The sequence below is a fragment of the Stenotrophomonas sp. Marseille-Q4652 genome (assembly GCF_916618915.1).
Classification (GTDB): Bacteria; Pseudomonadota; Gammaproteobacteria; order Xanthomonadales; family Xanthomonadaceae; genus Stenotrophomonas.
On sequence record NZ_CAKAKE010000001.1, the window covers coordinates 273,533 to 293,494 of the forward strand.

Consider the following 19,962-nt stretch of genomic DNA (forward strand, 5'->3'; position numbering starts at 1 on the left):
CACCTCAGTACAGCGAACCGGCGTTGACGATCGGCTGGGTGCCGCGGTCCGAGCACAGCACGGTGAGCAGGTTGCTGACCATGTGCGCCTTGCGCTCCTCGTCCAGCTCGACCACGCCGTTCTTCTGCAGTTCGGCCAGCGCCATCTCCACCATGCCCACCGCGCCGGCGACGATGCGGGTGCGGGCGGCGATCACCGCGTTGGCCTGCTGGCGCTGCAGCATCGCCTGGGCGATTTCCGGGGCATAGGCCAGGTGGCTGATGCGGGCATCGAGCACCTGCACGCCGGCGTCGGCCAGGCGTTCGGCCAGTTCGTCCTTGAGGTGCTGGGAAATCTCTGCCGCGTGGCTGCGCAGCGCCAGCTGGCCTTCCTCGTGCTGGTCATAGGGATAGCTGGTCGCCATCGCGCGCAGCGCCGACTCGGACTGGATGTGCACGAAGCTCTCGTAGTCGTCGACGTTGTAGACCGCTTCGGAGGCATCCACCACCTGCCACACGATCACCGCGGCGATCTCGATCGGGCTGCCATCCAGTTCGTTGACCTTGAGCTTGCCGGACTCGAAGTTGCGCACGCGCTGGCTGACCTTCTTCTTGGAGTAGAAAGGGTTGTTCCAGCGCAGGCCGTTGTCCTTGACCGTGCCCACGTACTTGCCGAACAGGCTCAACACCGCGGCCTGGTTGGGCTGCACCGAGTACAGGCCGGTCAGCATGAACGCGCCGACGATGAAGACCAGCACCGAGCCGATCGTGGCCGTGCGCGGAAGCTCATCGGCGCCGGCCAGCATCATCACCCAGACCGCCAGGCCGAAGGCGGCAAGCAGCATCAGCACCAGCGGAATGCCAGACAGCGAACGAATCGGCTTCTCTTTCATGGGAGTACGTCCTGTGGGTTGTGGATTGAAGATATCAAATTGATATCAGGTTGCAAGAGGGGGCCCGCGAGCGGTCGCGGCGGGCCGCCGTTTAGAATTGGCGCCCCTCAAACGCATCGATGGAACCGCCATGACCACGCTCGGCACGCCGCTCTCGCCCTCCGCCACCCGCGTGCTGCTGCTCGGCTCGGGCGAACTGGGCAAGGAAGTGGCCATCGAACTGCAGCGCTTCGGGGTGGAGGTGATTGCCGCCGACCGTTACGCCGACGCCCCGGCCATGCAGGTCGCCCATCGGTCGCACGTGCTGGACATGCTTGACCCGGTCGCCCTGCGCCAGCTGATCGAGCGCGAGCGCCCGCACCTGGTGGTGCCGGAGATCGAGGCGATCCATACCGAGACCCTGGTGCAGCTGGAACAGCAACTGGGCCAGCGGGTGGTGCCGACCGCGCGCGCCGCACGCTTGACCATGGACCGCGAAGGCATCCGTCGCCTCGCTGTCGAGACCCTGGGCCTGCCGACCTCGCCGTACCGTTTCGTCGATACCGAGGCCGAGTACCGCCAGGCCGTGGCCGAGATCGGCCTGCCGTGCGTGGTCAAGCCGGTGATGTCGTCCTCGGGCAAGGGCCAGAGCACGCTGCGCAGCGAGGCCGACATCGCCCCGGCCTGGGAATACGCGCAGACCGGCGGCCGCGCCGGCGCCGGCCGTTGCATCGTCGAAGGCTTCATCGACTTCGATTACGAGATCACCCAGCTGACCGTGCGCCATGCCGGCGGCACCTCGTTCTGCGCGCCGGTGGGGCACCTGCAGAAGGATGGCGATTACCGCGAGAGCTGGCAGCCACAGCCGATGTCGCCGCGCGCGCTGGCGCGTGCGCAGGAGATCGCCGGCGCCATCACCGCTGACCTCGGCGGCTGGGGCGTGTTCGGCGTGGAGCTGTTCGTCAAGGGCGACGAGGTGTGGTTCAGCGAGGTGTCGCCACGTCCGCATGACACCGGCCTGGTGACCCTGGCTTCGCAGGAGCTGAGCCAGTTCGCGCTGCATGCGCGGGCGATCCTCGGCCTGCCGGTGCCGTCGATCGTGCAGCATGGGCCGTCGGCCTCATGCGCGATGCTGGCGGTGGGCGAGGGCGTGCCGGAGTTTGCCAATGTCGAACAGGCGCTGCAGGTGCCGGGCACGGCGCTGCGCCTGTTCGGCAAGCCGTCGGTGCACGGCCAACGCCGCGTCGGCGTGACCCTGGCCCGTGGCGAGGATGTCGAGCAGGCCCGACGTATCGCGCGCGACGCGGCCGCGGCCATCGATGTCACCCTGCGCGCCTGAGGCGCGCCCTGCCTGCGGCCGGGGTGATGCCGCCGCAGGCCTGGAGTATCAGAGCGGGGCAGCGAAGCGCGCTCCGGCCAGGCGGATGCTCCACACCAGTTCGACCATGGCCAGATTGCTGAGCAGCGGCTCGCCGGCCAGGATCAGCCAGTAGCCGGTCTCGTCGATCCAGAACGGCACGAACGACCAGTCCGGGAGCAGCATGTCCGGATCACTGAAGAACGACACATGCCGTGCACCCGGCCAGCCGCGGTTGGCCTGGCGCTGCGCGTAGCTGGAGAAGTCGGCCGCCGCCGCGCTCAGGGTCTCGGCCATGTCCTGGTCCAGGCCGCACTGGCCCAGGCAGAACCCGCCGTCGGAGGCGAGGATGGCGCGGCGTTCGCCCGACAGCGGTGCGATCACGTGCTGGGCGAAGTCACCCAGGCGCACGTCCGGGGCCGGGGTTTCGCGCTTGAGCAGTTGCACCCACTGCTTCTCGCGCAGCGTGTCGAGCATGCGCCCGGTGCGGTCGTGCTCGTTGCGCCAGTCGGCCAGCGCCATCGCGCGCGGTGCCGACAGCAGGGCCTGGGTGGCCTTCTGCACTGCATTGGGGGAAGGCGAGGAAAATGCGTGCAGGGCGCCGCGCGGGGTGGGCAGCAGCCAGGTGGCCTCGGTGGCGGTGTCAGTGGTCATGCTCGGCTTCCTTGAAGAGGGGGCGCGATACGGCGGCGGTTACTGCACGTCGCCGCCGCTGCCGCGGCGTTCCAGCCATGCGGCCACCTGGCTCCAGCGGTCGCCGACGGCCACTTCGTGGCGTCGCAGGTCGCGGCTGGCCACCATGAAGGCCAGCTTGTCCTGGCAGGAGATGCAGTGGTCCAGGAAATCGTTCTCGATGCGCGGTGCCTGCATCGGGTCGCCGTCCAGCAGGGCCTCGACCACCTGTCTGGCCATCCGCCGGGAGTGGTCCGGGCTGGTGCGGCGCACCCGTGCCGGCACGTTGGCAGAGGGCTGGGCGAATACCGACCAGCGCGTGGCCAGCGGGGTGATCACCGACAGCGCATGGCCGTGTGCGTGGCGGGCAAAGGCCTCGGCCACGTAGGGATGCAGGCGCCCGCCGGCCAGCTGCAGCGCCACCTGGCGCATCGCGCCCTCGCTGCCGGGCAGCGCGACGAACATGTCCGCCAGCACGCCCTGCACCGGCTCGGTGTCGTCCAGCTGCAGGGCGGCGTGCAGGCGCGCCAGGTGGCTGGCGGGGTCCTGCGGGGCACGGGCGACCGCGCAGGTGCGTGCGCGGAAGCCGCGGCGGGCATCCAGGGTGGCGTCGGTCAGGGACATGCGCTCAGTCCAGCAGGGTGTCCATCAGGTCGATCATGAACTCGGCGTCCTCGCTGGACATCGGCTCGAAGCCGCCGGGCAGGCCAAGCGCATCGAGCACCTGGTAGTCGGCACCGTTGTCCGGGTCCATGCCCAGCAGCGCGTCGCTCAGGTGCGGCAGGCGATCGCCCACGCGCGGGTGTGCCAGCACCACGTGGCTGATGTCGCGCAGCCGGCTTTCGACCAGCACGCGCAGCCGTTCGCGGGTGATGCGTGCCAGCGAGTGGTAGGCCGAGGCAAGGAAGAAACCGGCATCGGTCAGGCCGCCCAGGGTCATGCGCGCGGCGGCCTGGTAGCTGCTGGCCGGGCGCCACTTGATGTCGGCTTGGGTCAGGTCGGCCGGTTCCAGCAGGCGCAGGCCTATCAGCTTGACGTCGTGGTTGTCGGTCAGCGCGATGCTGCAGCCCGGGCGCAGGTCTTCCACGCACTGCCAGGGTGAATCGATCGCGGTGGCGATCACCATCTCGTCGGACTGTCCGCGGGGTCGCGCCACCGGCACGAAACCGCGGCCACGGATCAGCCCGGCCGCGTCGAACGGGTTGGCGTAGATCAGGTCGGTGCTGTCGCCGGCCAGGAGCTGCGTCTGCTCGGCGCCGGTGGCGGGCATCTGCAGGTGCAGGCGCAGGCCGGAACGCTGCTGCAGCGAGGTGCTGAGCATGTACCAGCCGGGGAAGTTCTCTGGCGCGAAGTCCGGGGCGATAAGCATGTTGAGGGTCATGCCAGCACCTCCGGCTCGCGCTGCTGCTGTTCCTGCTGCAGCCACTGGCGGTACACCGGCAGCAGGTCCTCGATGCGCTTGCGCGAGGGCTTGCGCCGCACCGAGCTGTAGCCGACCACCTTGCCGTCGCGGATGTTGGGCAGCGCGGTGGCGTAGACCCAGTAATGCGCGCCATCCTTGCGCAGGTTTTTGACGTAGCCATGCCATTTGCGGCCTTCCTGCAGCGTGGACCACAGGTCCTTGAACGCGGCGCGCGGCATGTCCGGGTGGCGCAGGATGTGGTGCGGTGCGCCGATCAGCTCGTCGCGGGTGTAACCGCTGAGTTCGACGAAGGCATCGTTGGCGTGGGTGATGATGCCGTCCAGGTTGGTACGCGAAACGATCAGGCGGCCATCCGGGTAGGGCACTTCCCGGTCACTCCAGTGCAGCAGGCGCTGGGCTCCGTCGCTGAAGGTGAAACGGGCCGAGCGGTGTTCCTCGGCCGGCGGCGTCATGTCGGGCAGGAGCATCCTGGTGGTCATCGTCAGACCAGGCGGCTCAGTGCCTGGGCGGCACGCTTGATGTCCAGGAAGGCGAGACCAAGCTTCACTTCGGCCTTGGTCAGCACCGTCAGCACGGCTTCCTCGCCGGCGGCGGTCATGATCACGTAGCCGTTCTCGCCCTGCACCAGCACGCGCTCGAGGCGGCCGCGGCCGAGCTCGCGGGCGGTGCGCTCGCCGAGCGAGAGCAGTGCGGCCGACATCGCGCCGATGCGGTCCTCGTCCATGCCCTGGGGCATGACCGAGTCGATCAACAGGCCGTCGATGGAGATCAGCGCGGACGCCTCGATATCGGCACTGGAGGCGTTGAGGCCTTCCAGTGCCTGGCGGATGTCCTGCGCGCGTTGCGGGTGAGGGAGGGCGATGGCGTTCATGCGGGCATTGCAGCAGGCATGAACGCGCGGGGCCTTGATCCGGATCAATCCCTCCGGCGGACTCAGTGGTCCGTGTCGACGTCCACCCAGACCAGGCGGTGATCACTGCCGTCGACGATTGCCGCTTCGGCACTTTGCTGCGATGGCCAGAAAACGCCTGCATCCACGTACCTGAAGTTGGCCGACGGCAGCACGTAGTCCAGCCGCATGGTGCCGGCCGGCGGGCCGAAGTCACCGGTGGCCTGCGCCAGCGTGCCGCTCCGGGTGATGCCGCGTTCGGCATATTCCTGTCCCGCCTGCAATGCGCCGGCGCTGGTCGGCACCGGGTACTGCAGCACGCGCGGATGCTGCAGCAGGGCATGGATGGCCTGGCGATGGCCTGCGCCATCCTCCGGATCGTTGTTGAGGTCGCCCAGGATCACGAACCGTGCATCGGCGGCCAGTCCTCCACAACGTCCCCGGTCATCGCACAGCCACTGGCTGTCGGTCGAATCCAGGTACTCGCGCCACAGGCGCAGTTCGTCGTGGTTGCGCGCGCGATTGCGGCGTTCCGGGCCGTCGAACACCGGCGGCGTCGGGTGCGAGGCGAGCACGTGGAGCGTGCCGTGCGGCGTCTCTACCGGTACGTCCCAGTGCGACTTGGACGACAGCCGCAGCTGCGACCACACCGCATCGTTCCAGAACGGCTTGCCGGTCGCCGGATCCTGCGGCCGCATCGCGCCGGGCATGGCGCTCCACTTCAACAGCTGGAAGGTGCGTGCGCGCGCGTCGTCGATCGGGTGGCGCGACAGCACCAGCATCCCGTACTGACCCGGGTGCAGGCCGTAACCCCAGGCGTCATTGCCGCGGTCACGTCCGCTGCCGCCGACCTCGCCATTGTTGTCCAGGTCCAGGCCGCTGGGCACGCCGGTGTTCACCGGTGCCAGGTAGCGGTAGGCGTAGTGCAGCGGCTCGCCACCGCCGGGCTGGGCGACTTCCAGATAGCGCTGCTGGAACAGGTCGGCCGCGCGATGGTTGGCGTCGTAATCGAACTCGCTCAGCAGCACCACGTCCGGGCGAACCTGCTGCAGCACTGCGGCGATCTTGCGTGCATGCGCGCTGTCGCCTTCCAGTTCGCGGATCAGGCCGCCGGCCTCCTCCGAATACAGCGAGGCGTTGTAGGCGGCGATCCGCAACGGCGTGGGGTCCTGGCTGGCTTGCGACGGGGAAGGCGAGGTGGTGGTGCAGGCGCCGCACAGCAGGGCCAGCAACAGCGGCAGGGAAAGACGTTTCATCCCGACATTCTGCACTGTCGCGCGCGCTGGCGCATCGCGACCAATGGCCTACAGGCCGTCCAGCGCAGGATCGAACTCATGCCAGCGGCGGCCGTCGTAGGCCTCCAGCGGGCGGTAACGCCGCTTGTAGTCCATCTTCCGGTGGTCGCGGATCCAGTAGCCCAGGTAGAGGTGCGGCAGACCCTCGCGCGCGGCCCACTGGATCTGCTGCAGGATCCCGTAAGTCCCCAGCGAGCGGTCGTGCTGGTCCGGATCGAAGAACGTGTAGACCGCTGACAACCCATGGGTGGTGACGTCGGTGACGGCCACGCCGACCAGTGCGCCGTGCAGGCGCATTTCCATGAAGCGCCCATGCGACCAGCTGCCGACCAGGAACTGGTCGAACTCGTGCGGGCCGTGCTGGTCCATGCCACCGCCGGCATGGCGCTGTGACAGGTAACGCTGGTACAGCGCGAACTGCTCGTCGGTACGCTGGGCAGGAACGATGCGGCATTCGATGTCGGCATTGCGCGCCAGGCAGCGGCGCTGGCTGCGGTCCGGTATGAACCGCGCCACGGGGATGCGCACCGGCACGCAGGCGCTGCACGAAGGGCAGTGCGGCCGGTAGACCAGGTCGCCGGAACGACGGAAGCCCCAGCCCAGCGCCATCGGATACACCACGCCCAGCCGCGGGTCCTGCGGATCCAGTACCAGGTCGCGGGCCTGGCGGTCGGGCCAGTAGCCACAGGGATGCGTGCCGGTCTGGAACAGCCTGAGGTCGTCGCGGGGGTCGGCGTGGATGGCCATGACGGAAAGCATAGCGCTGGCGTGTCTCAGCAGCGGCGACTGTCTGCCGGATGAACATGGCCGGCCGGTGCGTCAACCCTGCGCGTGCTGCCGCGTTATCCCCACTGACGGCGCGCGACACCCCACGCCGCTCACTCCTACATCAAGACGGAGCAACACCATGAGTCAACGCACCCCGATGATCCTGCTGGCCATGCTGCTGGCGACCTCCACCGGCGTCGCGATTGCCGCCACCCAGCAGGCCCCGGAAAAGTCCCGGGCGCCGCGCATCGATGCCAACAATGATGGCGTGATCGACCGCAGCGAAGCTGCTGCCCGTCCGCGCCTGGCCGAGCGTTTCGACCAGCTCGACGTCAACAAGGACGGCAAGCTCTCGCGCGAGGAGATGCCGCGCATGCGTCACCACGGTGGCCGCTTCGGCCACCACGGCAAGGGCGGTCCGGGTGGCGGCTTCGGCATGGCCGGCATGGACACCGACAAGGACGGCCGCATCAGTGCCGCCGAGGCGCGTGCCCACTTCGAGAAGATGGACGTCAACAAGGACGGCTACATCGACCAGGCCGATTACAAGGCAATGGCCGAAAAGCGTCGCGCCGAGTGGTTCGCCCGGGTCGATACCGACAAGGACGGCAAGCTGAGCCAGGCCGAGCTGGACGCGGCCAAGGCGAAGTTCGGCGAGCGTCGTGGTAGTGGCGAGCGCGCCCCCGGCCAGGCGCCGGCCAAGCGCTGAGTCCTGCAGTACGAGGTCATTGCCATGCAATGACCGGGCGCCGATAGACGAACGCCCCGGCCTGGCCGGGGCGTTTCCTTTTGCATGCACCTGCCCGGTAGCGGGCGCTCAGCGCAGGAAGACATAAAGCACGGCGGCCACGACGAAGAGCGTGGTGCCGGCCACGGCGCCACGGCCGAACATGCTGCGGTAGATCCACGTCGGTCCGCTGCGCCCATGGCGCGCGGCGTCGCGGGCCAGCATCGGTCCCATTACCCGCGGCTGGATCACCAGGTACTGGTAGTTGATCACGCCCATGCCACCCAGCAGGACCGCGGCCACGTAAAGGCTATCGAGCCGGAGGGCCACCGTCGCCAGCGTGGCCATGCAGAAAACCGCGCTGCTGAAGGTCTGCAGGCGGACCAGCCTGCGCACCTGCGCCCGCTCGGTGTCGTTCCCGGCAAAGCGCAGCAGGTACAGGCCCCCCAGATAGGCGCTGGCAACGCCGATCGTCACGCAGGCCAGGGTCAAACCCAGGTGGAAGGTGTCTGAAAGATAGGCCTCGACGGCTGCACCCAGTGATCCCAGTGCGGCGCCACCGCCGGCGCTGCTGGCACCCAGTCCGCCAGCACCGAGCTTGCCGGCACCGGCACTGGCCCCGGCCATGCCGCTGCCGACGATGACCGCGTTGGCCGTGCCCGGCGCGGCGACCATCAGCAGCGAGCTGACCGTGGCCGCGAACGCCGTGCCCGGCGCGCTGCTGCGGGCGAAGGTTCCAAATCGCTGCATCAGCTCCTCGCGCACGCTGGCCCGGGCCCGCGACAGGCGTTTGCGCACGGCTGCATCACTCAGGCCCAGCAGCGCGGCAACCTGCTGCGAGCTCTGGCCCTCGCGGTAATAGAGCAGCAGGGTCTCGCGGCTGTCCTCGGGCAGCGCGGAAATGATGTCCTCGGCCACGCACTCCTCTTCCAGCCGCAACAGCCGCTGGGCGGGCGAGGGCGACGGGTCGGCGGCCATGCCGATGGCGATCTCGGCCGCTTCGCCGGTCAAGGGCCGGCGCCGGTTGGCGCGCAGCCAGTCGCGGGGCCAGGTTGCGGGTGATCTGCCGCAGCCAGGGCAGGAAGCTGGCGTGGTTGTTCAGGTGGTGCAGTTGCTGCCAGGCCTTGAGGAACACCTCCTGGGCGATGTCCTCGCTGGCCTGCACGTCGCGGGTGATGGCCAGGGCGACGGCGGTGACGGTGTTCTGGCAGCCGCTGACGATGCGGCCATAGGACTGCGTGCAGCCGCGGGCAGCGATGGGCAGTTCACGCTGCAGCAGCATCTCGAGCGGGGCACCGTTCATGGAGACTCTCCTTGCGGGGTACCTGCCATGACGTGGGCCGCGGCCGGATGTGACCGCTCAGCGTCGCGCCGGATCGGCCGGCTGGATGCGGACCCGGACTTCCTCTTCTTCCGGCTGTGGGTCAGCCTGCTGCGGAACCGTCACTGGTGCCTGCTGAGGTGCTGGCGCGGCCGGGGGCGGAGCGTTGCGGTGGCGCAGGGTCACGAACATCGCCACTGCGGCGATCACCAGCAGCAGTGCGATGCGGATGCGCCAGGCCCAGCTGCGGCCGCTGCCCTGGGCAGGCGCGTCGCGGAAGGCGAACTCGGCCGTGGGGTGGTCGCGGCGCGTGGTGTCGAGCAGCCGCGCCTGGCGCAGGATCTCGCGTGCACGCGGCTGGTCGTCGGCGTGGATCACCCACACCGCCGGGTACTTCTGCGCGTCGCCCTTGTCGAGGTAGCTGAACTGCCCCTTGCGCTTGCTGTGGTACGAGCGGCCGTTGCTGATGCGCACCTCGATACCCGCGTCGCGTAGCAGGTCGGCCACGCCCTCCACCGTTTCCACGCGTTGGCTGCTGAATACCTGGCGCATGTCAGTCCTTTGCCGGCACGGCGGTGACGGCCTCGCGGTTGTTGACGACCCGGATCAGGCCTTCCTGTGCAGTGCTGGCCACCAGCACGCCATCACGGGTGAAGAACTGGCCACGGGCCAACCCGCGCGAATCCTGCGCGCTGGGGCTGTCGAGCGAGTACAGCAGCCAGTCGTCGGCACGGAACGGGCGGTGGAACCACAGCGCGTGGTCGAGCGAGGCCATCTGCACGTGCGGCTGGTAGTAGCTGATACCGTGCGGAAAGGTGGCCGTGCCCAGCAGGTGGAAGTCCGAAGCATAGGCCAGCAGCGCCTGGTGCAGTTCCGGCCTGTCGCCGACCGGCTCGGTCAGTCGCAACCACACCTGGTGGTAGGGCGGGCGCTTGGGCGGGTTGAGTTCGTCGCGCGGGTAGACGTGGCGGAACTCGAACGGGCCGCCACGCGAGAGCCAGCGCTGCACCTTGATCGGCAGCCGTTCCAGCACGTCCTGCGGCAACGGCCGGTTCGGTTCGATGTCTTCGGGCTGCGGCACCTCGGGCATCTTGTGCTGGTGCTCGGCGCCGGTTTCGGCGTCCTGGAAGGAGGCCGCGCAGAAGAAGATCACCTTGCCGTGCTGGATCGCGGTGACCCGGCGAACCGAGAAGCTGCCGCCGTCACGGGTGCGGTCCACGTCGTAGACGATGGGGTGGTCGATATTGCCGGCACGCAGGAAGTAGGCGTGCAGCGAATGCACGTGGCGGCCGTTGTCGACCGTGGCCTGCGCGGCGGACAGCGCCTGGCCGAGCACCTGGCCACCGAACACGTACTTGGTGCCGATGTCGCGGCTCTGGCCGCGGAACAGGTTGTCCTCCAGCCGCTCCAGCGTGAGCAGGTCGATCAGTTCGGAAACAACGGGTTCGTGCTGTGCGGACAAGGGGGCAGCCTGGGGGAGTCAGGCCGCGATTATAGCGAGCGGGTCCGGGCTGCTGCGGGGCTCAGGCCTTGCCGATGCGGGCTACCAGCGCGTGCAGTGCGGCCTGTGCATCGGGCGCATACCAGGCATCGACGAAGCGCTCGATCTGGATCAGGTCCGGCTGCAGGGATTCGTGCAGCTCGGCGCGGGCGATGGCGCGGGTCAGCAGCATCGGCTGGCGCGGCAGGCGCAGCAGCGACTCCATCCACTTGATGGCACGGGCGACGACCTGCGGGCCATCGGCCAGTTCGTCGACCAGGCCGATTTCCAGGGCCCGCTCGGCGCTGACCATCTCGCCGCGGGCGAGCAGGTTGGCCGCGCGATGCGCGCCGACCGCGCGACGCATCAGGCGCTGGATGCCTTCCGGCGCGACCAGGCCGACCTGCACCTCGTTCAGGCCGATGGCATACGGCTGCGCCGGGTCCACGCTGCGCGCCATGATCCGGTAGTCGCAGCACAGCGCCAGCACGCAGCCGCCCGCCGGGGCATGGCCGGTCAGCGCGGCCACGACCGGGATCCGCGACTCGGCCAGGGTGCGCACCGCACCGAAGAACGCCTGCCAGCTGTCCAGCAGCCCGTGCTTGTCCTCGCCATGCGAGAGCAGGTGCGGCACATCCATGCCCGCGGTGAAGATGCGCTCGCTGCCGGAGATCACCAGGCCGTGCACGTCCTCGGCCATGGCGTGGTTTACCGCGGCGATCAGGGCACGGCACAGCTCGGTGTCGAGCGCGTTGACCGGCGGGCGGGCCAGGCGGAGCTCGCGGATGGGTCCGTGGTTGATCACCTCGATGCGTGTGGTCATGCTGCAGATCCTGGCTTGGGCGTAAGGACGGGCGACGATGATAACCAAACCATTCGGGCGGGTACTGTTTGCCGTGGCCGCGTGGTTGCCGCTGTCCGTGCCTGCTGCCGGAGGCACGACGCCGTGCCTGCAGATGCGCAAGGGCTGGGTGCGGCAGCCGCCGCACACGGCGATGCCGATGGCCGCCGGCTTTGGCACGCTGGTCAATCGTTGCGAGGCCGCGCAGGTGGTGGAAGGTGCCGCGAGCAGCCTGTTCGCCGAGGTGTCGCTGCATGAAACCATCAGCGACGATGGGATCAGCCGGATGCGCCCGATCGAGCGGCTGGTGGTGCCGGCCCGGGGGGAAGTGACGCTGGCGCCCGGTGGCCTGCACCTGATGCTGATGCGCGGTGGCAAGCCCCTGGTCGATGGCCAGCCGGTGCCGCTGGAACTGCGCCTGCACGACGGCACGGCGGTACCGGTCGAGATGCGCGCGGCCAGGTCCGCGCCCTGATCCAAACGGAAACGGCGGCCAGTGGCCGCCGTTCTTTTTTCAAACCGGAGTCCGGCTCAGACCGAAGCCGCGCGCACGGCGTCCGGCAGCGGGGCGCTCCTGCCGGTCTGGGTGTCGATCCACACCACCACGACGTTGCCGTCCGAATACAGCACCGACGGATCCTTCTGGTCGACGATGCGGTGGGCGATGGTGACGCTGGAGCTGCCCAGGCGCTCGACGTACAGCTCGACGGTGATGTCGTTGGGCCACACGATCGGCGCGCGGTAGTTGACGTTGGTATTGGCCACCACCGGGGCGACGCGGTCGCTCATCGACACGCCTTCCACGCCCAGCATCCAGCGCACGCGCGCTTCTTCCAGGTAGGAGATGTACTTGGAGTTGTTGACGTGGCCCATGGCGTCCATGTCGCGCCAGCGCAGGGTGATCGGCACGCGGGCCAGCAGCTTGGGGGTGTTCTCGCTCATTACTCGCTCTTGTTGCGGGTGGATTTCTTCGTGGCCTTGGTCGCCTTGGCAGCCTTGCGCGGCGGACGGGCATCGGGCTTGTTGGCCACGGCGGCCGGCTGCTCGGGCCGTGCGCTGGTGGAGGGCAGCATCTTGGCCAGGAACTGCCCGGTGTACGAATCCGGGTGCGCCGCCACTTCCTCCGGGGTGCCACTGACCAGGATGGTGCCGCCGCGATGGCCGCCTTCCGGACCCAGGTCGACGATCCAGTCGGCGGTCTTGATCACGTCCAGGTTGTGCTCGATCACCACCACGGTGTTGCCTTCGTCACGCAGCTTGTGCAGCACGCCCAGCAGCGCCTCGATGTCGTGGAAGTGCAGGCCGGTGGTCGGCTCGTCGAGGATGTACAGGGTGCGGCCGGTGTCGCGACGGCTCAGTTCCTTGGACAGCTTGACGCGCTGCGCCTCGCCGCCGGACAGCGTGGTCGCGCTCTGGCCCAGCTTGATGTAGCTCAGCCCGACGTCGACCAGGGTCTCGAGCTTGCGCGCGATCGACGGCACCGGCTCGAACAGCTTCAGTGCATCCTCGACGGTCATTTCCAGCACGTCGTTGATGTTGTAGCCCTTGTAGAGGATGTCCAGCGTCTCGCGGTTGTAGCGCTTGCCGTGGCAGACGTCGCACGGCACGTAAACGTCCGGCAGGAAGTGCATCTCGACCTTGATCAGGCCGTCGCCCTGGCAGGCTTCGCAGCGGCCGCCGCGCACGTTGAAGCTGAAGCGGCCCGGCGAGTAGCCGCGCGCGCGTGCCTCGGGCACCTGCGCGAACAGCTCGCGCAGCGGGGTGAACAGGCCGGTGTACGTAGCCGGGTTGGAGCGCGGGGTGCGACCGATCGGCGACTGGTCGATGTCCACGACCTTGTCGAACAGGTCCAGCCCGTCGATTTCCCTGTACGGGGCGACCGGGTGCGAGGAGCCGTTGATCTCGTTGGCGGCCAGCGAGAACAGGGTGTCGTTGATCAGGGTCGACTTGCCCGAGCCGGACACGCCGGTCACGCAGGTCAGCAGGCCCGAGGGAATCTCCAGGTCCACGCCCTTGAGGTTGTTGCCGCTGGCGCCGCGCAGGCGCAGGGTCATCTTCGGGTTTGGCTTGTGCCGGCGCGCCGGGATCTCGATCGCGCGCTTGCCCGACAGGTACTGGCCGGTCAGCGAGCGCGGCGATTCCAGGATGTCCTGCAGCGTGCCCTGCGCGCAGATCTCGCCGCCGTGCACGCCGGCGCCGGGTCCGATGTCCAGCACGTAGTCGGCCAGGCGGATCGCGTCCTCGTCGTGCTCGACCACGATCACCGTATTGCCGAGGTCGCGCAGGCGGGTCAGGGTGCCGAGCAGGCGCTCGTTGTCGCGCTGGTGCAGGCCGATGGACGGCTCGTCGAGCACGTACATCACGCCGACCAGGCCGGCGCCGATCTGGCTGGCCAGGCGGATGCGCTGGGCCTCGCCACCGGACAGGGTGTCGGCCTTGCGTTCCAGGGTCAGGTAATCCAGGCCGACGTCGACCAGGAAGCCCAGGCGTTCGCTGATCTCCTTGACAATCTTGGACGCGATCTCGCCGCGCCAGCCCGGCAGGCTCAGCTCGCGGAAGAACCGCAGCGCATCGTCAATCGGCAGCACCACCAGCTCGGGCAGGGCACGCTCGGCGACGAACACGTTGCGCGCGGCCTTGTTCAGGCGCGCGCCCTTGCACTCGGGGCAGGCGCGCTCGCTGATGTACTTGCCGAGTTCTTCCTGCACCGCGGCCGATTCGGTCTCGCGGTAGCGGCGCTCCAGGTTCGGGATGATGCCCTCGAAGCGGTGCTTGCGCTGGGTGCGGCCACCGGCCTCGGTGAAGTAGGTGAAGGTGATCGCCTCCTCGCCGCTGCCGTACAGCACGGCCTGCTGCACGTCGCCCGGCAGCGAGTTCCACGCCGCATCCACGTCGAACCTGTAGTGCTTGGCCAGCGAGGCGATGAGCTGGAAATAGTAGGCGTTGCGACGGTCCCAGCCGCGCACCGCGCCGGCGGCCAGCGACAGCTCCGGGTGCACCACCACGCGCGAGGGATCGAAGAATTCGGCCATGCCCAGGCCATCGCAGCCCGGACAGGCGCCCATCGGTGCGTTGAACGAGAACAGGCGCGGCTCCAGCTCCGGCAGCGAGTAGTCGCACACCGGGCAGGAATACTTGGACGAGAACAGGGCCGGCGCGGCGTCGGCATTGTCCAGCGACTGCACCGAGGCCATGCCATCGCCCAGCTTGAGCGCGGTCTCGAAGCTTTCGGCCAGGCGCTGCTTGAGGTCCTCGCGCGGGCGGAAACGGTCGATCACCGCCTCGATGGTGTGCTTGACGCGCAACGCCAGCGGCGGCACCGCATCGATCTCGTGCAGCTCGCCGTCCACGCGCACGCGCACGAAGCCCTGCGCGCGCAGCTGGTCGAACACCTGGGCGTGCTCGCCCTTGCGGTCACGGATTACCGGGGCCAGCAGCATGTAGCGCTGCTCCGGGTCCAGGGCCAGGACCTGGTCGACCATCTGGCTGACGGTCTGCGCTTCCAGCGGGTAGCCGTGGTCCGGGCAACGCGGGGTGCCGACGCGGGCATAGAGCAGGCGCAGGTAGTCGTAGATCTCGGTGATCGTGCCGACGGTCGAGCGCGGGTTGTGCGAGGTCGACTTCTGTTCGATCGAGATCGCCGGGGACAGGCCCTCGATGTGGTCCACGTCGGGCTTTTCCATCACGCTCAGGAACTGCCGGGCGTAGGCCGACAGCGATTCCACGTAGCGGCGCTGGCCCTCGGCGTAGATGGTGTCGAAGGCCAGCGACGACTTGCCCGAGCCGGACAGGCCGGTGATCACGATCAGCTTGTCGCGGGGCAGGTCGAGGTCGAGGTTCTTCAGGTTGTGCGTCCGCGCGCCGCGGATGCGGATGAAATCCATCGCCATGGGGGATCCGTTTGTAGCCGCTCTAGGCCCGGAGCGGGGGAGTGGGAGCGCCGCACGCGGCAGTCGATCAGCCTAACGAGCCACTGATCTGGGGGCAATTGCCGCGATCCCCACCGCCCTGCCGGCCCTTGTGGCGCAAAGGCCGGGCCCGGTTGGGCCGCGGTTTATCCAGAGTGCGGGGCGGGTTGACCCGGACCTGGTCGTGCCGGTAAAATCCCGCTTCTGTCCGCCCTCGACGGCGGCAGGCGACCACAATAACTACAGAGGAAGACTGGTCATGTATGCAGTTCTGGTAACCGGCGGTAAGCAGTACCGCGTGGCGCAGGGCGAAACGCTCCGCGTGGAAAAGCTCGAAGCCGAGGCCGGCAGCGAGATCAAGTTCGACAACATCCTGATGCTGGGCGACAGCGACGGCATCAAGCTGGGCGATGCGCTGAAGGGCGCCTCGGTGACCGCCAAGGTCGTGGCCCACGGCCGCGCCGACAAGGTCCGGATCATCAAGTTCCGCCGCCGCAAGCACCACATGAAGCGGCAGGGCCATCGCCAGCACTACACCGAAATCCAAATCACCGGCATCGCCGGCTAAGCTAAGGAGAATCCGTCATGGCACATAAAAAGGGCGTAGGCTCCTCGCGCAACGGTCGCGATTCCAACCCGAAGTACCTGGGCGTCAAGATCTTCGGTGGCCAGGCCATCGAGGCTGGCAACATCATCGTCCGGCAGCGCGGCACCCAGTTCCACCCGGGTTCGGGCGTTGGCCTGGGCCGCGACCACACCCTGTTCGCGCTGGTCGATGGCAAGGTCGAGTTCTCGGTCAAGGGTCCGAAGAAGCGTCGTACCGTCAGCGTGGTCGCGGAAGCCTGATTTCCGCACCCGCAGGCACCCGCCGCGCGCGGGTCTGCTGACGAAAGCCCCGCTTCGGCGGGGCTTTTCGTTGCTGCAAAACAAGATTTCCGCGGTGGTGTCGGGCCCTTTTTGGGGTGGCATCCCGCAGTCGTTACACTTGGCGTGGCGCTCGGTCGTCCGCCGATCTTCCTTCCGAAACATCCCGATAGTGGTCAGATGAAACTTGTAGACGAAGCAGAAATCCAGGTCATCGCCGGCAATGGCGGCAACGGCTGCGTCGGCTTCCGTCGCGAAAAGTTCATCCCGCTGGGCGGGCCGGACGGCGGCGACGGTGGTGCCGGCGGTAGCGTGTGGATCCGCGCCGATGAGAACCTCAATACCCTGGTGGACTTCCGCCACGACCGCATCTTCAAGGCGCAGCGTGGCGAGAACGGCATGGGCCGGCAGATGTACGGCAAGGCCGGCGAGGACCTGGTCATCACCGTGCCGGTCGGCACCGTGGTCATCAACGTCGATACCGACGAGGTGATCGGCGACCTCACCAACCATGGCGACCGCCTGCTGGTGGCCAAGGGTGGCAAGGGTGGCCTGGGCAACATGCACTTCAAGAGCTCGGTCAACCGGGCCCCGCGCCAGGCGCTGCCGGGCGAGGAAGGCGAGGAGCGCACGCTCAAGCTCGAGCTCAAGCTGCTGGCCGACGTCGGCCTGCTGGGCTTCCCCAATGCCGGCAAGAGCACCCTGATCCGCGCCGTGTCCGCGGCCACCCCCAAGGTGGCCGATTACCCGTTCACCACGCTGTACCCGAACCTGGGTGTGGTGAAGGTGGAGAACTACCGCAGCTTCGTGATTGCCGACGTCCCCGGCCTGATCGAGGGCGCGGCCGATGGCGCCGGGCTGGGTACCCAGTTCCTGCGCCACCTGCAGCGCACCCGCCTGCTGCTGCACCTCGTGGATATCTCGCCGATGGAAGGTGGCGTGGAGGGCGTGTCGCCGGTCGAGCAGGTGCGTGCGATCGAGCGCGAGCTGGAAAAGCACGATCCGGAGCTGCTGGAGAAGCCGCGCTGGCTGGTGCTGAACAAAGCCGACCTGATGTTCGAGGACGAGGCGAAGGCCGCAGCCGAGCAGGTCATTGCCGAGCTCGGCTGGACCGGTCCGTGGTACCTGGTGTCGGCGTTGGGCCGTGAAGGCACCTGGCCGATCATGAAGGACGTGATGGCCTTCTTTGACCGCCAGCGCGAGGAAGAAGCCGAGGCCCGCGACGCCGCGGGCGCCTGACCGGGGCGGGTGAGGGGCGGGCAGCCGAGACGCGGTTGCTCGCTGGTGAGGTCACTACGGGAAGCTGCAACTTCCCCCGCTGCAGCAGCAAAAAACCGGCCGTAGCCGGTTTTTTTGTGTTTCATGGTGGCTGCCCTGTTGCTCGTGAGCCCGGGAAGGGCTGGAGCTTGCCGCGCGGCGCGCTGGCCAGGTGCGGAACCGCTCGCTGGGCCTGTTCAGCGGGTCCAGTGGGCGTCTATACTGCAGGCACGCAAAAAACCCGGCCATGGCCGGGTTTTTCCGTCCGACCGGGAGCTGGCTCCCGGCGGCGCCGGATCAGGCGGCCTTGAGGGCCTTGATGCGGGCGGTGATGCGGCTCTTGTGACGCGCAGCCTTGTTCTTGTGGATCAGGCCGCGGGCGCTGAAACGGTCGAGGATCGGCTGGGCGACGGCGAAGGCGGCTTCGGCGCCGGTGGCATCGTTGGCGTCCAGGGCCTTGATCACCTTCTTGACAGCGGTGCGCAGCATCGAACGCTGAGCCGTGTTGCGCGCGTTGCGCACGACGGTCTGCTTGGCGCGCTTCTTTGCGGACTTGATATTGGCCACGTTGGTGGTTTCCTGAAAAAACGGTGTAATGGGAACAGCAGCAAGCTGGAAATTATGAGGCCTATGGAAATCTGCGTCAAGTTGAGTTGTCAAGAGGGATGGCTGTGAGCGGCAAGTTGCTGCGGTCCGCCGCTGTTTTCAGCTCCATGACCTTCCTGTCCCGCATCAGCGGGCTGGTCCGCGACCAGGTCTACGCGCAGGTTTTTGGCGCCAGTGCGGCCATGGATGCCTTCGTGGTCGCGTTCAGGATCCCGAATTTCATGCGCCGGCTCTCGGCCGAGGGCTCGTTCTCGATGGCCTTCGTCCCGGTGCTGGCCGAGTACAGGGCCCGGGGCGACCATGCCGCGGTCAAGGCCCTGGTGGACCGGGTGGCCGGGGTGCTCAGCGCCTCGCTGCTGCTGGTGACCGCGCTGGCCATCGCCGCTGCGCCATGGCTGATGCAGGTGTTCGCGCCGGGCTTCCCGGCCGGCAGCGAGCAGGCCGAGCTGGCCACGCTGATGCTGCGGATCACCTTCCCGTATGCCCTGTTCATCTCGATCGCCTCGCTGGTGGGCGGGGTGCTGAACAGCTACCAGCGGTTTGCGATCCCGGCGCTGTCGCCGATCCTGCTGAACGTGTCAATGATCGCCGCGGCGTTGTGCCTGGCGCCGCAGCTGGAGAGCTGGGGCTACGAACCGGTGCTGGCGCTGGCCTGGGGCGTATTCGCCGCCGGCATCCTGCAGCTGGCCTTCCAGTTGCCGTCGCTGGCCCGGCTGGGACTGTTGCCGCGACCGCGCTGGGACGTGGCCCACGCCGGGGTGCGCAAGATCATGAAACTGATGGTGCCGACCCTGTTCGGCTCCTCGGTGGCCCAGTTCAACCTTTTGTTCAACACCCTGGCGGCATCGCTGCTGGTGGGTGGCAGCGTGACCTGGCTGTACTACAGCGACCGCCTGCTGGAGTTCCCGCTGGGCATGTTCGGCGTGGCTATTGGCACGGTGATCCTGCCGCACCTGTCCAGCCGCCATGCCGAGGCCGACCCGGCCGGCTATTCCAGGGGCCTGGACTGGGGTTTCCGGCTGTGCCTGCTGGTCGGCGTGCCGGCCTGCCTGGGTCTGGTGCTGTGTGCCGAGCCGCTGCTGGCCACGCTGTTCCAGTACCGCAACTTCACCGCCGAGGACGTGCGCATGAGCGCGCTGAGCCTGATGGCGCAGTCGCTGGCGGTACCGGCCTTCCTGCTGGTGAAGGTGCTGGCCCCGGCGTTCTATTCGCGACAGGACACCCGCACCCCGGTCAGGGCGGCGCTGGTGTCAATCGCGGTCAACGCGGCCTGCACGCTGCTGTTCTTCGTGCTGCTGGTGGTCGTCAGCCCGACCGGGCAGGCGGCGCTGGCGGCCGCCGACGGCAACTGGCTGCGGGCGCTGAAGCTGATCCCCGGTGCCCACGCCCTGCTGGCGCTGGCGATCGCGGTGGCCGGCTGGGTCAATGCCCTGCAGCTGGCCTGGTACCTGCGCAGGGCGCGGGTCTACCAGCCGCAGCCCGGCTGGGGCCGGTTCCTGCGCCAGCTGGCGCTGGCCAGCGTGCTGATGGCTGCGGCGGTCATCGCCCTGCGCCTGCTGTGGTGGGACTGGAGCGCCTGGGCCTGGTGGGAACGCGGCTGGCGCCTGGCCCTGCTGGTCGGCACCGGCGGAGTGGTGTACGCCGCGGTGCTGCTGGCCATGGGCTACCGGCCGCGCGACCTGCGTGGCCAGTAAGGCCCCGGTC

General features: G+C 68.3%; 21 protein-coding genes and 1 pseudogene. 7 read left to right on the plus strand and 15 right to left on the minus strand.

The annotated features are described in order from the left end of the window. Nucleotides 1-4 precede the first annotated feature (4 nt). Nucleotides 5-871, minus strand: coding sequence for an SPFH domain-containing protein (locus LG380_RS01195; RefSeq protein ID WP_225763221.1), 867 nt, complete (start codon nt 869-871; stop codon nt 5-7). Between the two features lie 130 nt (nt 872-1,001). Between LG380_RS01195 and purT the strand changes: the two genes are divergently transcribed. Further along, nucleotides 1,002-2,189: a formate-dependent phosphoribosylglycinamide formyltransferase gene (gene purT / locus LG380_RS01200; protein ID WP_225763222.1), complete on the plus strand. Its 1,188-nt coding sequence runs from the start codon at nt 1,002-1,004 to the stop codon at nt 2,187-2,189. A gap of 48 nt (nt 2,190-2,237) precedes the next feature. On the opposite strand, the gene LG380_RS01205 is transcribed toward purT, so the two are convergent. From LG380_RS01205 to LG380_RS01235, 7 genes are all read right to left on the minus strand, one after another. Next, the gene (locus LG380_RS01205) at nt 2,238-2,861 is read right to left on the minus strand and encodes a hypothetical protein (protein WP_225763223.1); all 624 of its coding nucleotides are present in this window, start codon (nt 2,859-2,861) and stop codon (nt 2,238-2,240) included. A 39-nt stretch (nt 2,862-2,900) separates the two neighbouring features. Continuing rightward, complete coding sequence (locus LG380_RS01210) at nt 2,901-3,503, minus strand: hypothetical protein (RefSeq protein ID WP_225763224.1); 603 nt, start codon at nt 3,501-3,503, stop codon at nt 2,901-2,903. Between the two features lie 4 nt (nt 3,504-3,507). Continuing rightward, nucleotides 3,508-4,260, minus strand: a complete 753-nt coding sequence (locus tag LG380_RS01215; protein WP_225763225.1) for a PhnD/SsuA/transferrin family substrate-binding protein — start codon at nt 4,258-4,260, stop codon at nt 3,508-3,510. Beyond that, entirely contained in the window at nt 4,257-4,781 is a 525-nt protein-coding gene (locus LG380_RS01220; RefSeq protein ID WP_225763226.1) for a PAS domain-containing protein, read from the minus strand. Before LG380_RS01220 ends, LG380_RS01215 begins: the two co-directional genes overlap by 4 nt. A gap of 2 nt (nt 4,782-4,783) precedes the next feature. Next, nucleotides 4,784-5,173: a roadblock/LC7 domain-containing protein gene (locus LG380_RS01225; protein ID WP_225763227.1), complete on the minus strand. Its 390-nt coding sequence runs from the start codon at nt 5,171-5,173 to the stop codon at nt 4,784-4,786. A gap of 62 nt (nt 5,174-5,235) precedes the next feature. After that, nucleotides 5,236-6,447 (minus strand): endonuclease/exonuclease/phosphatase family protein, encoded by a 1,212-nt coding sequence (locus LG380_RS01230; RefSeq protein ID WP_225763228.1) that lies wholly within the window; start codon nt 6,445-6,447, stop codon nt 5,236-5,238. A 48-nt stretch (nt 6,448-6,495) separates the two neighbouring features. Further along, complete coding sequence (locus LG380_RS01235; RefSeq protein WP_225763229.1) at nt 6,496-7,233, minus strand: arginyltransferase; 738 nt, start codon at nt 7,231-7,233, stop codon at nt 6,496-6,498. Nucleotides 7,234-7,393: 160 nt separating this feature from the next. Here LG380_RS01235 and LG380_RS01240 point away from each other — a divergent pair, with 160 nt between their 5' ends. Beyond that, a complete protein-coding gene (locus LG380_RS01240; RefSeq protein ID WP_225763230.1) occupies nt 7,394-7,963 on the plus strand; it encodes an EF-hand domain-containing protein in 570 nt (189 codons plus the stop codon). 108 nt (nt 7,964-8,071) lie between these two features. Here the strand turns inward: LG380_RS01240 and LG380_RS01245 are convergent. From LG380_RS01245 to LG380_RS01265, 4 genes and pseudogenes are all read right to left on the minus strand, one after another. Further along, nucleotides 8,072-9,284, minus strand: a pseudogene (locus LG380_RS01245) (RNA polymerase sigma factor). Between the two features lie 57 nt (nt 9,285-9,341). Then, entirely contained in the window at nt 9,342-9,854 is a 513-nt protein-coding gene (locus LG380_RS01255) for a DUF2007 domain-containing protein (RefSeq protein ID WP_225763231.1), read from the minus strand. A 1-nt stretch (nt 9,855) separates the two neighbouring features. Then, a complete protein-coding gene (gene tesB / locus LG380_RS01260; RefSeq protein ID WP_225763232.1) occupies nt 9,856-10,764 on the minus strand; it encodes an acyl-CoA thioesterase II in 909 nt (302 codons plus the stop codon). A 61-nt stretch (nt 10,765-10,825) separates the two neighbouring features. Further along, nucleotides 10,826-11,605 (minus strand): enoyl-CoA hydratase/isomerase family protein, encoded by a 780-nt coding sequence (locus LG380_RS01265; RefSeq protein ID WP_225763233.1) that lies wholly within the window; start codon nt 11,603-11,605, stop codon nt 10,826-10,828. 37 nt (nt 11,606-11,642) lie between these two features. Here LG380_RS01265 and LG380_RS01270 point away from each other — a divergent pair, with 37 nt between their 5' ends. Then, nucleotides 11,643-12,098 (plus strand): copper chaperone PCu(A)C, encoded by a 456-nt coding sequence (locus tag LG380_RS01270; RefSeq protein ID WP_225763234.1) that lies wholly within the window; start codon nt 11,643-11,645, stop codon nt 12,096-12,098. 56 nt (nt 12,099-12,154) lie between these two features. Here LG380_RS01270 and LG380_RS01275 read toward each other — a convergent pair whose 3' ends face one another. Beyond that, nucleotides 12,155-12,565 (minus strand): thioesterase family protein, encoded by a 411-nt coding sequence (locus LG380_RS01275; RefSeq protein ID WP_225763235.1) that lies wholly within the window; start codon nt 12,563-12,565, stop codon nt 12,155-12,157. Further along, the gene (gene uvrA, locus LG380_RS01280; RefSeq protein WP_225763236.1) at nt 12,565-15,513 is read right to left on the minus strand and encodes an excinuclease ABC subunit UvrA; all 2,949 of its coding nucleotides are present in this window, start codon (nt 15,511-15,513) and stop codon (nt 12,565-12,567) included. The genes LG380_RS01275 and uvrA overlap by 1 nt, the downstream gene beginning before the upstream one ends. Nucleotides 15,514-15,790: 277 nt before the next feature. Here uvrA and rplU point away from each other — a divergent pair, with 277 nt between their 5' ends. The 3 genes from rplU to obgE all read left to right on the plus strand — a co-directional run bounded on the left by rplU (nt 15,791) and on the right by obgE (nt 17,634). After that, nucleotides 15,791-16,099, plus strand: coding sequence for a 50S ribosomal protein L21 (gene rplU / locus LG380_RS01285; RefSeq protein WP_225763237.1), 309 nt, complete (start codon nt 15,791-15,793; stop codon nt 16,097-16,099). A gap of 17 nt (nt 16,100-16,116) precedes the next feature. After that, nucleotides 16,117-16,377 (plus strand): 50S ribosomal protein L27, encoded by a 261-nt coding sequence (gene rpmA, locus LG380_RS01290; RefSeq protein WP_225763238.1) that lies wholly within the window; start codon nt 16,117-16,119, stop codon nt 16,375-16,377. Between the two features lie 198 nt (nt 16,378-16,575). Next, the gene (obgE, locus tag LG380_RS01295; RefSeq protein WP_225763239.1) at nt 16,576-17,634 is read left to right on the plus strand and encodes a GTPase ObgE; all 1,059 of its coding nucleotides are present in this window, start codon (nt 16,576-16,578) and stop codon (nt 17,632-17,634) included. A gap of 315 nt (nt 17,635-17,949) precedes the next feature. Here obgE and rpsT read toward each other — a convergent pair whose 3' ends face one another. After that, on the minus strand, nt 17,950-18,219 hold the full coding sequence (gene rpsT / locus LG380_RS01300) for a 30S ribosomal protein S20 (protein WP_225766400.1): 270 nt from the start codon (nt 18,217-18,219) through the stop codon (nt 17,950-17,952). Between the two features lie 98 nt (nt 18,220-18,317). Between rpsT and murJ the strand changes: the two genes are divergently transcribed. Further along, a complete protein-coding gene (gene murJ / locus LG380_RS01305; RefSeq protein ID WP_225763240.1) occupies nt 18,318-19,952 on the plus strand; it encodes a murein biosynthesis integral membrane protein MurJ in 1,635 nt (544 codons plus the stop codon). Nucleotides 19,953-19,962: the final 10 nt, after the last annotated feature.